Raw genomic sequence first — 15,213 nt, forward strand, 5'->3', positions numbered from 1 at the left:
TCCCTACTCCCTACTCCCTACTCCCTACTCCCTACTCCCTACTCCCTACTCCCTCAAACATCACATAATGCTTAATTTGTTCTAATAAATCTGCTACAGATAAATCAGAAGGTAAAATTTTTGTAGCTATCTTGCTCAAGACTAAATTTAGATTTTTTCGTGTCAGATTTTCTGGTAATTGATAATGAGAATTTTCTAAGACCAAAATCGGAGGTTTTGCCACAATTTGCTCTAAATTAGATAATGCTTGGTCTAATCCTAATGGTAATTTATCCTGCAAACAAATTAGTAGTAAATCTACACTTTGATTTTGTAACTGCTGCCAAACCTCAATCCAAGATTTACCAATTAAACTTTTAAATCCAGAAGTTTCAAGATACTGAACTAATACCTGTGTACTATCAATTGGTAATTTTGTTTTTTTAGCATATTTCCCACTTTCCTTAGTAATTTTATCCCAGTTTTGATTGCCAACTTCTACATGAGGTATTAACTCTGAAAAATTTGGTGAATTAAAAGTATTATCTTCCAAATTTAGCTCCTTTTTTTCCTGACTCAAGTCCGACCAACTAACTGTAGTTTTGTGAGACAAGATATCTTTTAAAGGTACTGTAAAATCTTTAATATTTGCCACATCCATAACCAATATAGTTGGCAGCCAACTCATACCCGCAGCAATAGAAATTACTTGACACAACGCAGAGGTTAAATATTCATAATCAAGTGTTGTTTCTGTTAAATTATGATCATTTTTTTCAAAAGCTAAACAAGGAAACACAGACAATTCTTTAACTTGATTAGCTACTTGAGTAGTTTCAGAATCTAGGGTTACTAAAGGAATAGTTTTTAAGGCAGGATATTGACTGAGTTTATTAATAAATTTAACTGGACTTACTGAATCACTAATTTTTTCGATGAGAATGACATTAGGCTGCCAAATATTGGCAAGTAAATTTGCTTGAGCTAAATCATCAGCTTCTATTACTGTATATTCTCCTGGCAATAAAAGAAATTTATTCTCATAAATATAGTTTTCTTCTTTAGACTGCTGAGACTCATGTTTACCTGGAACTAACCGCAGAATTACTAACTTTTGATGATGATTTTGTGTTCCTGAATCAGGGAATTCTGCCAGGATTTCTTCTAATTCTAATTGCTCCACAGGTAAACTTAAAAACTTATTTGCACCATTATTTATACCTCTTTCCTTATCTCCTCTAGTAGCAGTTATTACTACAGGAATTTGACAAGTATCAACATCCGTTTTCAGCAGAGTTAATACATCCCAACCCGATAAAAGAGGCAATAATGGATTAAGAAATATAAATTTTGGTTGTAATTTTCGCGCCTTTTCAACCGCTTCTGTGCCAGAACGTGCTATAACAACTCGATAACCTAAACCTGTTAATTTACTTGTTAAATCCTCAATAAAACGTGGCACTGCTTCAACAATTAAAACTAAACGAGATGAATAATTAATAACAGGTAATTCGTGATTATTAACAGGTAATTTATTATGTTTTTTTGTACCAACTTCACTTGGCCTAGTAGGAATTAATCCTTGCTCTTTGAGATAATCATTTGTTTCCCATCCTTCAGTTCCTAAATCTTTTGGAGGCGGACTTGGCGGTAAAATTAACGTAAACTCACTTCCTTTACCTTCCTGAGAAATAAACGTAACATCCCCACCATGTAAACGAGCTAAACGTTGAGTTAATACTAAACCTAAACCAGTTCCTTCAAACTGACGAGTCAGAGGATTTTCTAATTGTTGAAACTTCTGAAAAATCAAATGTTGCTTATCTGATGGAATACCAATACCACAGTCCCAAATTGTAAAAGTTATCCACTTTTCCCATGTAGCTACTTTCAATCCCATTTTACCATCTGCTGAAGTAAACTTCAAAGCATTGGATAACAAATGTATCAACATCTGACGTAAACGCAATTCATCCGCAATAAAACTATTTAGACCAGATTCTATTTCCAGTGTATACTTTGCTTTGAAAGAATCAGGTAGTGAGGAGGAAGATGAATCTTGAGGATTTTTCTTCTGAAGTTGTAAAGCCTCTTGAAAAGCACGATCGCAAACTTTCTGAATATCCACAGGTTCAGAATTCAACTCCATCTGACCTGTTTCCATGCGAGTCAAATCTAAAATATCATTAACTACAGCCATTAAATGACGACCACTTTGATGAATTAATTGAGCATAACGAGCTTGACGTTCATTCAGAGTGCCCAGAGCTTGCTCCTTCAACAAACTAGATAAACCCAATACAGCAGTTAACGGTGTTTTCAGCTCATGGCTAATACAAGCCAAAAATTCATCCTTAAGTCGATTAAGCTGAATCAAATCAGCATTTTTAGCTTCCAACTCTTTTGCTATTAAGCGTTGCTCTGTGACATCCTGAGCTAAAATTAATGTTAAGTCAAATAATGGTTGACTACTAAACTGCCATACTCGTTCCTGGCCATTTTCTTGAGGACAAGTACAAAGATAGGTATTTGGTTGAGTGTAATAACAAAAGCTAGAAGCAAAATTTGATTCTGGTAAATTTGCTCGTTCTTGTAAAAGTGTTGCAGGAGAAAATCTCCAATTAGTTGTAGCTGGACATGAAAATGTAATTATATCTTTCACTGCTGCTAGAGAATCTGGGGTTGTGACTTCTGTTGATTGTTGTTTGATATTTTTGCCAGATAGACTAACAACTGCATCTGCAATTTTCATCAAATCAGATTCTTTTGTTATCTGAGAGCGCCATGCCAGATTTTGCTTAATAATTTCGCCTTTATTATTCTGCAACATTAGAGGTAGAGGTAGCTTTTCCAAAAGATCTAATAATAAATAGTGGTAGGAAGAAGTATCTGCTGTTGTTTGGGGTAAATTTTTATTGGGAGTAGGCGTAGGTAAGAATTTCCCATACGTATTTTTCAAATTTTCTGTAGCAGAGATACAATTTTTGCTACTCAATGTTGCCTCTAGAGCTTGATTTGTCGCAATAAATTCTAGTAGACGCCAGGTATCTAGTAGTCCTAAAAATTTACCTTCCCTGTCTACCACTGCAATAGGTGTACTAGGATGTGCAAGGTCTAAAGTATCAAATTCTTCATTAATTTGCCCTTCCGATTGTGCCTGGAGATATGGCCATAACTGAGTAATAGTTAAATCTGCTGACAATACTCTCAGGCCATTCAGTGTTAAAGAGTCTACTTCAGATAGAGGTTGTTGCCAATTCAAAGTTAGAACATGATTTTGAGAAGATTGATTTTCAGGCTTTAAATCTATATCGGGAATTAAATTATGTAAGTAAATTAGTCCTAGCGGTTTGTACTGATGATTTACTACTACTAACTCATTGTATTTTTCTTTACAGAAGATTGACCATACTACCTGCAAGTTTTCTGTGTGTAAGCAGATTGGTATAGAGTATATAAATTTTTTTAGAGTAGTGTAGGCCATTGACATGACAGTTAGAGCATATAATATGCTGAGAGTAACTTCTTTAGCGATGAGCGTATTTGACTAACCCAACCAAAATTTAGGCCATTATTACTAAACCTAATTATCCCCACATCGATACTACAAGACTATTAAAAATAGCTACGTTAACACTTACTAGGAAACTTCTCTTCTATAATTTTTAGTTAGTTAAAATCTTGATCCCGATTGACAATCGCCACAGAAATAAATACTTTATATGCTGATACAATTCCGTTAAGTTGGTGCTATGTTAGATATATTCCTGGGCTGGGAAATTAAATATAATTTAGGAAATACTATTCATAATCAAGCTATATTTTTTATGCTATGTTCCTGACAAAGAAAATATAGAGAGGATATGTGTTAATATTTGTTAATATTTGTGTTTAGATGTTTAATATAGTAATTATTTTGTAATGGAGATTTCTCAGATTACAGATTCCAACCCTAACCCAGATTTAGCTACTTTACCTAAACCTTTGTCTACTAAAATATCTGTCTGTGTATACCTACATAACGATCAATTTGCTAATTCAGTAATGAAATTACTCAGTAGCGATCGCTATCTTGTGGCACTGACTAATTCTTCAAGAGAATTTTTTCAGCTCGTTGAGGAAAATAGTAACATAGATTGTCTGATTTTCCAAGAGTATTCTGAACTAACTGCTTTGATTAATAAATTGGAAGATAAATCAATTTTACTACCTGCTGTAATAATCAAACAACTTAAATCTAAACACGATCGAGAAAATCATAATTTAGCTCATACTAATCCTACTAAATCTCAGGAACAGCATCAAGATTTAAGTTTTATTTATCACAAAGCAGAAGTTTCATTATTCATAGAACAACTAAGCCAAATTGATTTTTATATTGGGCAGTCAATTCAAAATTTTCTGACACTTTCTCCAAGTAATTCCTCAACATACAAGTCTCAACAGTCCAGTAAAATTACCAATGAGAATACCAAAAATTTACTCCATCAACAGCAACGTAGACTGTCTGAAAAATTAAGAGAAAGATTAGGATACCTAGGTGTGTATTACAAAAGGAATCCCATGAATTTCATTAGGAATATGCCTCCAGAGGAGCGTCATAAGTTTTTAGATAAACTTAACTTAGAATACCGTCACATTGTTCTTAAATATTTTTCTAAAGATATTTCCGTTAACAATCAAATAGACGAGTTTGTCAATTTATGTTTTTTCTCAGATATTCCTGTAACACAAATTGTAGAAATTCACATGGATTTAATGGATGAATTTTCTAAACAATTGCAGTTAGAAGGACGTAGTGAGGAAATATTACTTGATTACCGATTAACTCTAATAGATACCATAGCACATCTGTGTGAAATGTATCGACGTTCTATTCCTAGAGAATCTTAAAAAATTTAAATTATAAAATAAAAATTAACTAGCTCAATATTCTGTCGCTGCAATGATAGCCTAGATACTCATGAAAAGTCAGTATCAAAGTTTATAAACGTACAAATATATAAGTAAGCTTAAGAACCTTCAAGATAACTACATAGGTAAAGTATTCTTGAACTAAAATTTTACTTTGCAAATAAATAATGTACCTTTAATAGAAGTAGAATATTTTTACATTATCAAATACATTTCTAATGAATAAATGAACCTTCAAATTGAACAGGGAAATCGGGTAGAAGAATCGTTGGATTTGGAACGTATGAGACTTGAGTCAATCGAGGGGGGATTAAACTTCATCCAGAATGATTAATGTAAAGATGAAGTGTGGAATATTAAACAAGAGTAGGCAAAAGTAAATATCCTTACTACCAATTCACTTAAAAAATGTCGCAAATAGTTGGTAACTGATGAAGTAAAATAATAAGCTGAAATTACTTTATAGTAAAAATTTTAGATTTCATTAATTTAACTTCTGACTTTAGTGAAACGGTATTACTTATTACTACTTTCCGCCTTAAATGAATAAAAAATATAATTTTTTTTTGTAAATTTTGTAAAATTTAAACATAGTTAAAACCTCTGTTCATCAAGAAAAAACTCCTCAAACAGCCAAAAATCACTACAGAATAACTATGAGTCCCCTGAAGAAAACCTACGTTTTAAAATTGTACGTTGCTGGAAATACTCCTAATTCTGTGCGAGCCCTAAAGACACTCAAAGAAATCCTTGAGCAAGAATTTCAAGGAGTTTATGCCCTTAAAGTCATAGATGTACTCAAAAATCCTCAATTAGCAGAAGAGGATAAAATATTGGCCACACCAACTTTGTCAAAAATATTGCCCCCACCTGTGAGAAAAATCATTGGGGATCTTTCAGATAGAGAAAAGGTATTAATTGGGTTAGACCTACTTTATGAGGAACTCAATGAAGACGAATTTAATCTCTAAAAATGAACTTATTGATACAATTTACATAAATTTTAGTATTTTGTGATATAAATACTCTGGACATAAGTCGCGATTTTCATTGAGGTATGGCATTTAACGAAGTCAGAAGTCAGAAGCGAGTGTGTAATTCTGAGGTCCCCTACGGGGTGTATAAAGTGCAGAAGTAATTTCGCACACAGCCCCTCCAAAATGTAAGACACACTTCATTACAGTCAGAAGTTAATCCACCCCCGCCCCTCTCCAGGAAGGGAGCCAGGAGGAGAAATAGGGGATTTGAGCAACTATCCAAAAATATTTCGCCTTAAAAGGCGATGTTTTAGACCCATATTATTTTGATAAACTTTTGCCTGAAGACCAAATCCAGAGAGTAGATTTCTCTGTCTTCCACCAAAATTAAAAACGCTGTACATTATGATTCGACAATCTTGATATATGTAGATATATTTATATATTTGCGGATAGCTAATTTTTTTTTACATTCCAACAGATAAAAGTATGAATGAAAATAGTGAATCTATTAAAAGAGATGAAATAGCAACAGTAGGAGTTGAAAAGATTCGGACCATGATTGAGGGTTTTGACGACATCAGTCATGGGGGGATGCCAGTTGGCAGGACTACATTAGTAAGTGGTACATCTGGAACTGGTAAAACATTGCTTGCTATTCAATTTCTTTATAATGGAATTATCTATTTTGATGAACCAGGAGTATTTGTAACCTTCGAAGAATCTCCCCACGATATTATTAAAAATGCCTACAGTTTTGGTTGGAATTTACAGAAATTAGTTAATGATGGGAAATTATTTATATTAGACGCTTCTCCCGATCCAGAAGGACAAGATATAGTAGGAAACTTTGACTTATCTGCCTTAATAGAAAGAATTCAATATGCTATTCGTAAATACAAAGCAAGAAGAGTTTCTATTGATTCAGTAACTGCTGTATTTCAACAATATGATGCTGCTTCTGTAGTCAGAAGAGAAATATTTCGTTTAGTTGCCCGACTAAAACAAGTTGGTGCAACAACAATTATGACTACTGAAAGAGTAGAAGAATATGGCCCAGTAGCAAGATTTGGAGTAGAAGAATTTGTCTCGGATAATGTTGTCATAGTCCGTAATGCTCTAGAAGGCGAGCGTAGAAGGCGAACTATAGAAATCTTAAAACTTAGGGGTACAACCCACATGAAGGGGGAATATCCATTTACGATTACTAATGATGGTGTAAATATATTCCCACTAGGAGCAATGAGACTAACTCAACGTTCTTCAAATGTTAGAGTTTCCTCTGGAGATGATATTCTAGATACAATGTGTGGAGGTGGTTTCTTTAAAGATTCTATTATATTAGCCACTGGAGCTACAGGTACAGGAAAAACTCTTTTAGTAAGTAAATTCTTAGAAAATGGCTGTACAAATAATGAGCCTGCGATGCTTTTTGCCTATGAAGAATCTCGCGCTCAATTATTTCGTAATGCCTATTCTTGGGGTATAGATTTTGAAGAATTAGAAAAAAAGGGATTATTAAGAATCTTGTGTAGCTACCCAGAGTCAGCAGGTTTAGAAGACCATTTACAAATTATTAAATCAGAAATTGCGAACTTTAAACCTTCTAGAATAGCTATTGATTCTCTATCTGCTTTAGCAAGAGGAGTAAGTAATAATGCCTTCAGACAATTTGTGATTGGGGTTACAGGTTTTGCCAAGCAAGAAGAAATAACAGGCTTTTTTACTAATACGACCGATCAATTTATGGGGTCTCATTCTATTACGAATACTCATATTTCTACTATTACCGATACAATCATTATGCTACAGTATGTAGAAATTCGTGGTGAAATGTCCCGGGCTATTAACGTCTTCAAAATGCGTGGTTCATGGCACGATAAAGGAATTAGAGAATACACAATAACATCAAATGGTCCAGCGATTAAAGATTCTTTCCGTAGTTATGAAAGAATTATTAGTGGCTCTCCAACTAGAATTACAGTTAATGAAAAAAGTGAATTATCTAGAATAATACAGGGAGTTCAAGAGAAGACACCAGAAGAATAAGATAGTAGGGGAGTGGGGGAGTGGGGGAGTGGGGGAGTAGGGGAGATTGAAGTAATTATAGAATTATCTCTAAAAAGGCTGAAACCTTTATCTGTCTGTGCTTTAAGTTTTCATCAGCAAGCCATAATTAATAGGTAAAAAATAATTACCATGAAGTTAACTAATAACTAGATTTATTGGCATTGCATAATTGCAGGATGGTTTTGCCAGAGAGCTGAAACAATAATTCCCGTGTCCACGTGTCTCCGTATCAGCCGAAATCATCCCAGTATTGAGCAACGCAGATTTACTCTATGGGCGGTACTGGATTTGAACCAGTGGCATCCTGCTTGTAAGGCAGGCGCTCTACCGCTGAGCTAACCGCCCAACTTTTATAAGTATAACACATCTCACTAAATATGCAAGTCATTTCAGTTATCAGTTATCAGTTATCAGTTATCAGTACCTCCGACTAAAGCTGGAGGGTTGAAAAAAGTACCAGCTTTTCGGTGCAAAGAGCTGCAAAAAGCTAGTATTTTGGGCTGCATAAGGTAGAACAATCTTGGGATAATTCTTACTCCTACCTCCTGTAAATTCCCCGTTCCTCCAGACTCCTATTTCCTGTCTCCTACCCTTACTAAAAGACTTTTTCAGCAAACCCTAATTATCCAGACATCATATTAGTCCTGGATTATTTCTAATTTTTGGCTCTTGACTTTTTATTTTTGACTTGTGCCTAGTGCTATATCTGCTAAGTTTGATAAATATATTATGCGTTTTTTGGCCTAGATTAAAACTACTATGCCCAGTGGTCGCACCCATGACCGAATAACCTTGTGGAGTTTACCCATAGTAACAAGCTTAAGCTTTGGGTTAATTCATAGTACCCACTTAACCTTTTTTGTTTCTGGGGGCTTTTTGTTCAGTGGCCTAATGTTTGGCCCAGACTTGGACATTAATTCTCGGCAATTTCAAAGGTGGGGTTGGTTTAAGTGGCTTTGGCGGCCCTACCAAACAAGTCTGAATCATCGTTCCTTTTTATCTCACGGACCGATAATTGGTACTGCAATACGATTGCTATATGTTTTGATATGGCTAGGAGTGATAGTTGTATTTGGTTTAATTATAGATGAATTACTAGGGCTGGAATGGAGTATTTTAGAGTTTGTAGAAAGCTTGTGGCGATCGCTTTCCCTACATTATCAAGAAGTCATTGCTTTATTGGTAGGTTTGGAACTTGGTGCAATGAGTCATTCTGTGAGTGACTGGAGTAGTTCAGTTTATAAACGCTTCAAAACTAAAGGTTTATCTAGCTTACTTCCCAAAGTAAAACTCCAGAAACAGCGACGTAAGTCTAGTGCTCGTAAATCGACTTCCACAAAAGTTGTTCCTCCTAGAAGTCGTCGTACTCAAAAATAAAATTAGTTTACTCAAGAAATTATAATTATAAAATTTAGTTTAACTATTTAAGTAATATTTAAATAATAGGGAATAGGGATTGAAAAATGTCTTAACCAATTCTTTTCTTGTAGTGCTATATCATGCCTCTTTAAATACCCACAAATAACATTTGTTAGGGAGTTAGGAATTTAGAGTTGGGGGAAATTTGATAGATTCTCAAGATAATTGATGAAGATAATTAATATTTACGTCTAATTAATGAAACCTGATATGAGAGTAGATGCAACTAATAAAAAAAATTTTGTTTCAAATTTTTTAATTTATCCAGAGCTAACCTTAACTAAGGAGAACGCGATCGCGGCCTTTTATTTTAGCTTGATAAAGTGCTCGATCTGCTTCAGAAATTAAATCTTCTCGCGAGCTACTTAATTGGGGTATAGTTGCAGCAACTCCTAAACTTAAAGTTACAACTTTTGAAGTAACAGAAGCTTTATGGATAATATTTAATAACTTAACATGAGAACGAATTTGTTCAGCTATAGAAACAGCATCAATAGCATTTATCTTAGGTAAAACTATCGCAAATTCTTCTCCTCCATAACGAGCCACTAAATTTTCCTTCTTGGTATTAATTGTCATTTGAACAGCTTGATTAATTGCCAAGGCTACTTGTTTTATACAGTTATCTCCCTCTTGATGACCATAAGTGTCATTATAACCTTTAAAACAATCAATATCTGCCATGATTATGGATATAGGGCTTTGCTGTTTAGACATTTGGAACCACTTTTGAGCTAGATATTCGTCAAATCTTCTACGATTAGCAACTTGAGTCAAGGCATCTAAAGAAGCTTGACGCTCTAATTCTTGGTGAGCTGTCTCCAATTCTTGATAAAGTTCATGGAGTAAATTACTGGCCAATTGATGAATATGACATTGAGCTGTCAGCAAATGATGGACATCTAAAATTCTGTAGACATAGGGTTCTATTTCAACCACAATTGGTTCATAAGCTTGGTTAGTTGGTCTCTGTAAAGCTTTACTACTAGCTTCTATAACTTTAGTATCTCCAGGCATCACTAAAAAATCTGTATGAGCGAACTGATGCAAAGTCTTTAAAGACCTTTTGAGAAATAATTCTCGTCCAAAAGGGCGACTCAGATACTCCAAAAATCGCTGTCGGGAAATCATTCCTGAGATATGTCCCTCTTCAGTTAAGATTATTCCTGGCAATCTTGGTTCAGCTTCTAGTCTCAAAGCAGCTACTTCTCCTGATTGATTACTGTCAAGTTGAAAATCATATAATGATAAATTTCGTAAAGTTAATTCTTGAAAAGTTTTTGGTAGGGAGTTTTCAACAGCTGGTAAGATCGAGGGCTTAAAGCTAGATAAGTTAAGCATAAAACCGAAATATTATTTGTACGTCAAAAGAAAAAGAAACTGTATAAACCTAGATAAGTTAATTATCTAGATTACTTAGTATATACTTACATTGTAAATATATGTATAGTTATCTAAATAATACGGACCGCTAGGCGATTTTTGAGCAAAATCAAATATTTAGAAAAAATAAAATTTAAAGGGTAAATCTAAATATGGCATCAACACTGACAAATCAGTTGAATAATGCTTTCACCCTCTTTCTTAGTTTATTGGTAGAAGCAATACCATTTTTACTGCTGGGGGTGATTTTATCCGGAATATTACAGTGGTTTATTGATGAACGTAAATTAATTACATATCTGCCTAAAAACCCTCTTTTAGGAGCATTTGTAGGAAGTTTAGTTGGTTTTTTATTCCCAGTATGTGAATGTGGTAATGTTCCGGTTGCCCGACGTTTATTACTACAAGGTGTACCAGTTTCAGTGGCTATTGGTTTTTTATTGGCAGCTCCAACAGTAAATCCCATCGTAATCTGGGCCACTTGGACCGCTTTTAGAGACCAGCCAGAAATAGTGGTTTTACGAGTGGTCTTTTCTCTAGTAATAGCAACAATTATTGGTTGGGTATTCAGCGTACAAAAGGATATGCGACCATTATTGCAACCTACAACTGCTCGTCTATTGCCTAGACCTCAACAGTCAGTTTCTCCAGAAGTTGAAACTTCTCCTCTTTTACAGTCAGGAACATTTTTTCTGGGTCAATCTACCAATTCTATACCCCTGGAGTCTATCCCACTTTGGCAAGTAGAAGCTAATACTATTCAAAATCCACTAGGTGTGAGTAGTCAAACTACTTCTAAGAAAGATATGAGCTGGAAATCTCTGTTCGTTGCACCCGATAGACAGCGGCTTTTATCTTTGTTAAATAGTATGGTGCAAGAGTTACAAGACTTGGGTGGAGTTTTGGTTATTGGTAGCGCGATCGCTGCAATGATTCAGGTTGCTGCACCTCGTGAATTTATTCTGAGTCTTGGTCAAGGTCCTATTAGTTCAATTATTGCTATGTTGACTTTGGCGGCAGTGGTTTCTATTTGTTCGACTGTGGATGCTTTTTTTGCTTTGTCATTTGCTGCAACTTTTACTAGCGGTTCTCTATTAGCTTTTTTGGTTTTTGGACCGATGATTGATATCAAAGCTGTTGGTTTGTTATTATCAGTATTTCGGTCGCGAGCTGTAATTTATTTAATGGTTTTAGCAGCACAATTAACTTTTATTATGGCTTTGATTGTGAATTTATATTTGAGTTGATTTAACTCATATCATGTATCTTTAAAATACCTAAAATAAAAATTTTAGGGAATAGGGAATCGGAAGCAGTCTATCGGAAAAAATCTTTTTATCCTTGGTTGATTAATGATACTTGATACGATTATTCACTAGGGCAATTTTAATCAGATGAAAGTTTACAAGTCACTTTTTTTTATACTCAAAAAATATAGTTCTTGGATAGATGCTATAGCAATTTTTGTTTGGGGTTTTGTATTATTGCATTATTGGATGACAAGCAAGTTATACATATTAATTCATCCTCGTTATTTTGGTTTAACAGTGGGAGCTGGAATTGCTTTACTTTTATTAGGCGGATTGAAAATTTGGGAGTTATGGAGTATTCGCAAAAGTCAAAGATTTAAGAGACAATCAAAAGAAGTATTAACCAGTATTGAAAATCAGCATATTAATCTTTTTCCTCCTGGTTGGAGTAGTAGTTTATTATTAATATCAGCTCTATCGGCATTGATGATTACTCCTCAAGTTTTTGCTAGTCAAACAGCATTACAAAGAGGCTTAACAGAATCTTTGCCAGTGACTAGAACTCAACCTCAAGAATTTCGTAGCGCCACTAAACCAGAAGAGCGATCGCTCATTGAATGGATTAGAATTTTAAATGTTTATCCAGAACCAGATGCTTATAATGATCAAAAAGTTGAAGTGACTGGGTTTGTAATTTATCCTCCTGGATTATCTGAGCAATATTTTTGGATATCTAGATTTATTTTGACTTGTTGTGCTGCTGATGCTTATCCAGTAGGATTACCAGTTAGATTACTAGAAGGTAGAAGTCGGAGTAAATATCCTCAAGATGGTTGGTTGAAAATTGAAGGTAAAATGATTACTGATGAACTGAATGGTCAGCGTAAACTAACAATTTCGCCATCTAAAATTGAACCAATTCCTAAGCCCAAAAATCCTTATGATTACTAAGAAGGAAGGAGGCAGAAGGCAGAAGTAAGAAGGAAAAAATAGTATTATATTAGCTTAATTATAGCAATCCTATAAATAACCCTCTATAGATATTTAGAATAAGCCTTCCAACTATCGTAAGCACTACTATGATTAAGCAAAATTTTCAACTTTTCCGAAACTTTTAAATGTGGGATATAAGGGAAAAATAAATGGTAAATTTAAGAAAAAAAATTAATCATCTATTTCGCGAAAATCAAGATATTATTTCACAGGAATTACGACAACCTCTGGATAAAGTTGCTATTACTTTGATTCTCGGGTTAACTGTGTTAATTTTTCTGCTATTTGTGGGTGGTGGAAGTACAGCTCCAAAAGTAAAAGACTTTAGCTGGCAAGATAAAAAAATAGGAGCTGAAGATACAGCTTTTATACTAAATTTTAATCGACCAATGAATCATGCAAGTGTTGAAAAAAACTTAATAATAGAACCACCTTTACCAGGAAAAGTGAGTTGGGCTGGTCGGAGAATGGCTTATACTATTTTAGATCCTGCTCCTTATGGCAATCAGTATACAGTGAAATTATCCGGAGCAAAAGAAAAATTTTATGGCTTAGATCAAGGGGAGCTAATGCAGCCTTTTCAAGGTCTATTTAGTAGTCGCGATCGCGCATTTGCTTATATAGGTTTTCAAGGAGAGGAAAAAGGCAGATTAATCTTAATTAATTTAACTAAAAAGCAACAACCTATAATACTAAGTCCGAAAGATTTAGAAGTAATGGATTTTAAATTTTTTCCCCAAGGTGAAAAGATTTTATTTTCAGCAGTTGAAAAGCAAAATGAAGTTCCGAGTCTGATAGAACAACAAATATATACTGTGACAACTGGGGTTAATTATCCTCCTGGAGATGCCACATCAAAATCCTCAGAAGCTGTAGGTAAAATCGAAAAAGTTCTAGATAATTTAGAATACCAAAACTTGAAATTTGATTTATCTGCTGATGGTCAAAAAATTGTGATTCAACGGGTGAATAGAAAAGATGTTTTCGATTCCGGTCCTTGGGTATTGGAGTTAGGAAAAGAAGCACAACATTTAACGAATAAAGAGGGAATAATTCAAAAAGGTGGAGATTTTTTAATTACCCCAGATAGCAAAAATTTAGTAATTTTGCAAGGAGAAGGAACCTCTATCTTACCAATAAATCCAGAAACAGATTCAGAGGATTTAGTATTTTTACCAAAGTTTGGAACAGTATTAAATTTTGCTCCTGATGGTTCCATGGCAACCATGGTAAAATATAATCAAGATGGGACGCGATCGCTTTATATTGTGACTAATCAAGGTGAGGAGCGAGAGGTATTACGAACTCGTCCTTATGGCAATGTTCTCAGTGCAGAATTTGACCCAAATAAAAGAATTATTTATTGTTTATTAACTCAAGTAGTAGAGCAGGAAGAAGAGTATCAAGAACAACCTTATATTGCAGCATTCGATCTTAAGAGAAATATATTAAGACCTTTAGTTATTTTGCCAAATCAACAGAAAGTTCATATAGATTTATCGCCGGATGGTTTAGCATTATTATTTGACCAAATGGTGACAATATCAAATCAAGAAGAAGAAGAAAAAAATACAAAAAATACTAGAAAAATTAGTCGTTTATGGATGTTACCTTTAGATTCAAAAATGCCAGAAGATGATTCACCATGGCAGCTTAAACCAGAAGAATTGCCTCAAACTGGTTTGAATCCTAAGTGGTTGCCTTAGCTATTCTATTCTATTGGTAGAAGTAAGGAAAAGGGGAGAGGAAAAAAGGAAGAAAGAAGAATGAAGAGAGAAGAAATATTGAATAAAAAAAGGTAATTTCAGTTATCAGTTATTAGTTATCAGGTATCAGTTATCAGTATCTCCGACTAAAGCCGGAGGCTTGAAATATTGAACTGAATATTCTCTTGGTCGATTAGATATGGCGAGGAAACTTCGCCATCCCTCAACCGCTTTTCATTTCCTTAAAAGGCGAGGCTTTGGACCTCATTTTTTGGTACAAGTAGTGGTTAACTAAAGTATAGTAGATTTTCAAGAATTTAGAATTTAGAATGCGCGAATTTAGAATTACCTCTCCTTGAAAAGAAGAGGATTGACGAACAGGAAAATTTTTATTTATTATCCCCTTAAAAGGGGAGGCTTTAAACCCAATTTTTTGGTAAATAATATTCAGTTCAGGAGAGTATATCAAATGAAATTTATTAGCCCCAAAACTGACTTTGCCTTTAAAAAAATCTTTGGTTC

The 15,213-nt window shown here is 34.3% G+C and carries 10 protein-coding genes and 1 tRNA gene; 7 read left to right on the top strand and 4 right to left on the bottom strand.

Annotation, left to right across the window (positions count from 1 at the left end; translation table 11 throughout):
• Nucleotides 1–31 precede the first annotated feature (31 nt).
• Nucleotides 32–3,469: an ATP-binding response regulator gene (locus tag AC3DU7_RS08565; protein WP_488038931.1), complete on the bottom strand. Its 3,438-nt coding sequence runs from the start codon at nt 3,467–3,469 to the stop codon at nt 32–34.
• Nucleotides 3,470–3,900: 431 nt separating this feature from the next.
• Here AC3DU7_RS08565 and AC3DU7_RS08570 point away from each other — a divergent pair, with 431 nt between their 5' ends.
• The 3 genes from AC3DU7_RS08570 to kaiC all read left to right on the top strand — a co-directional run bounded on the left by AC3DU7_RS08570 (nt 3,901) and on the right by kaiC (nt 7,919).
• On the top strand, nt 3,901–4,872 hold the full coding sequence (locus AC3DU7_RS08570; RefSeq protein ID WP_488038932.1) for a circadian clock protein KaiA: 972 nt from the start codon (nt 3,901–3,903) through the stop codon (nt 4,870–4,872).
• Nucleotides 4,873–5,549: 677 nt separating this feature from the next.
• Nucleotides 5,550–5,864, top strand: coding sequence for a circadian clock protein KaiB (gene kaiB, locus AC3DU7_RS08575; protein WP_124155262.1), 315 nt, complete (start codon nt 5,550–5,552; stop codon nt 5,862–5,864).
• Between the two features lie 495 nt (nt 5,865–6,359).
• A complete protein-coding gene (gene kaiC / locus AC3DU7_RS08580) occupies nt 6,360–7,919 on the top strand; it encodes a circadian clock protein KaiC (RefSeq protein ID WP_488038933.1) in 1,560 nt (519 codons plus the stop codon).
• A 294-nt stretch (nt 7,920–8,213) separates the two neighbouring features.
• Here the strand turns inward: kaiC and AC3DU7_RS08585 are convergent.
• Nucleotides 8,214–8,285, bottom strand: a tRNA-Val gene (locus tag AC3DU7_RS08585).
• A 414-nt stretch (nt 8,286–8,699) separates the two neighbouring features.
• On the opposite strand from AC3DU7_RS08585, the gene AC3DU7_RS08590 reads away from it, so the two are divergent.
• Nucleotides 8,700–9,317, top strand: a complete 618-nt coding sequence (locus AC3DU7_RS08590) for a metal-binding protein (RefSeq protein WP_488038934.1) — start codon at nt 8,700–8,702, stop codon at nt 9,315–9,317.
• Between the two features lie 318 nt (nt 9,318–9,635).
• Here AC3DU7_RS08590 and AC3DU7_RS08595 read toward each other — a convergent pair whose 3' ends face one another.
• On the bottom strand, nt 9,636–10,700 hold the full coding sequence (locus tag AC3DU7_RS08595; RefSeq protein WP_488038935.1) for a diguanylate cyclase domain-containing protein: 1,065 nt from the start codon (nt 10,698–10,700) through the stop codon (nt 9,636–9,638).
• A 194-nt stretch (nt 10,701–10,894) separates the two neighbouring features.
• Here AC3DU7_RS08595 and AC3DU7_RS08600 point away from each other — a divergent pair, with 194 nt between their 5' ends.
• From AC3DU7_RS08600 to AC3DU7_RS08610, 3 genes are all read left to right on the top strand, one after another.
• Nucleotides 10,895–11,989: a permease gene (locus AC3DU7_RS08600; RefSeq protein WP_488038936.1), complete on the top strand. Its 1,095-nt coding sequence runs from the start codon at nt 10,895–10,897 to the stop codon at nt 11,987–11,989.
• 147 nt (nt 11,990–12,136) lie between these two features.
• Nucleotides 12,137–12,943 (top strand): TIGR03943 family putative permease subunit, encoded by an 807-nt coding sequence (locus tag AC3DU7_RS08605; RefSeq protein ID WP_488038937.1) that lies wholly within the window; start codon nt 12,137–12,139, stop codon nt 12,941–12,943.
• Between the two features lie 191 nt (nt 12,944–13,134).
• A complete protein-coding gene (locus tag AC3DU7_RS08610) occupies nt 13,135–14,691 on the top strand; it encodes an Ig-like domain-containing domain (RefSeq protein ID WP_488038938.1) in 1,557 nt (518 codons plus the stop codon).
• A gap of 223 nt (nt 14,692–14,914) precedes the next feature.
• On the opposite strand, the gene AC3DU7_RS08615 is transcribed toward AC3DU7_RS08610, so the two are convergent.
• Nucleotides 14,915–15,213 (bottom strand): hypothetical protein (locus AC3DU7_RS08615; protein ID WP_488038939.1); only part of this gene is annotated, 299 nt, incomplete at its 5' end.

The sequence above is a fragment of the Okeania sp. genome, from assembly GCF_983059655.1.

Excerpts from the sequence above, each read along its gene's own strand:
- AC3DU7_RS08600 (WP_488038936.1), top strand. The coding sequence starts at position 10,895 with ATGGCATCAACACTGACAAATCAGTTGAATAATGCTTTCACCCTCTTT.
- kaiC (WP_488038933.1), top strand. The coding sequence starts at position 6,360 with ATGAATGAAAATAGTGAATCTATTAAAAGAGATGAAATAGCAACAGTA.
- kaiB (WP_124155262.1), top strand. The coding sequence starts at position 5,550 with ATGAGTCCCCTGAAGAAAACCTACGTTTTAAAATTGTACGTTGCTGGA.
- AC3DU7_RS08605 (WP_488038937.1), top strand. The coding sequence starts at position 12,137 with ATGAAAGTTTACAAGTCACTTTTTTTTATACTCAAAAAATATAGTTCT.
- AC3DU7_RS08565 (WP_488038931.1), bottom strand. The coding sequence starts at position 3,469 with ATGTCAATGGCCTACACTACTCTAAAAAAATTTATATACTCTATACCA.
- AC3DU7_RS08570 (WP_488038932.1), top strand. The coding sequence starts at position 3,901 with ATGGAGATTTCTCAGATTACAGATTCCAACCCTAACCCAGATTTAGCT.
- AC3DU7_RS08595 (WP_488038935.1), bottom strand. The coding sequence starts at position 10,700 with ATGCTTAACTTATCTAGCTTTAAGCCCTCGATCTTACCAGCTGTTGAA.
- AC3DU7_RS08590 (WP_488038934.1), top strand. The coding sequence starts at position 8,700 with ATGCCCAGTGGTCGCACCCATGACCGAATAACCTTGTGGAGTTTACCC.
- AC3DU7_RS08610 (WP_488038938.1), top strand. The coding sequence starts at position 13,135 with ATGGTAAATTTAAGAAAAAAAATTAATCATCTATTTCGCGAAAATCAA.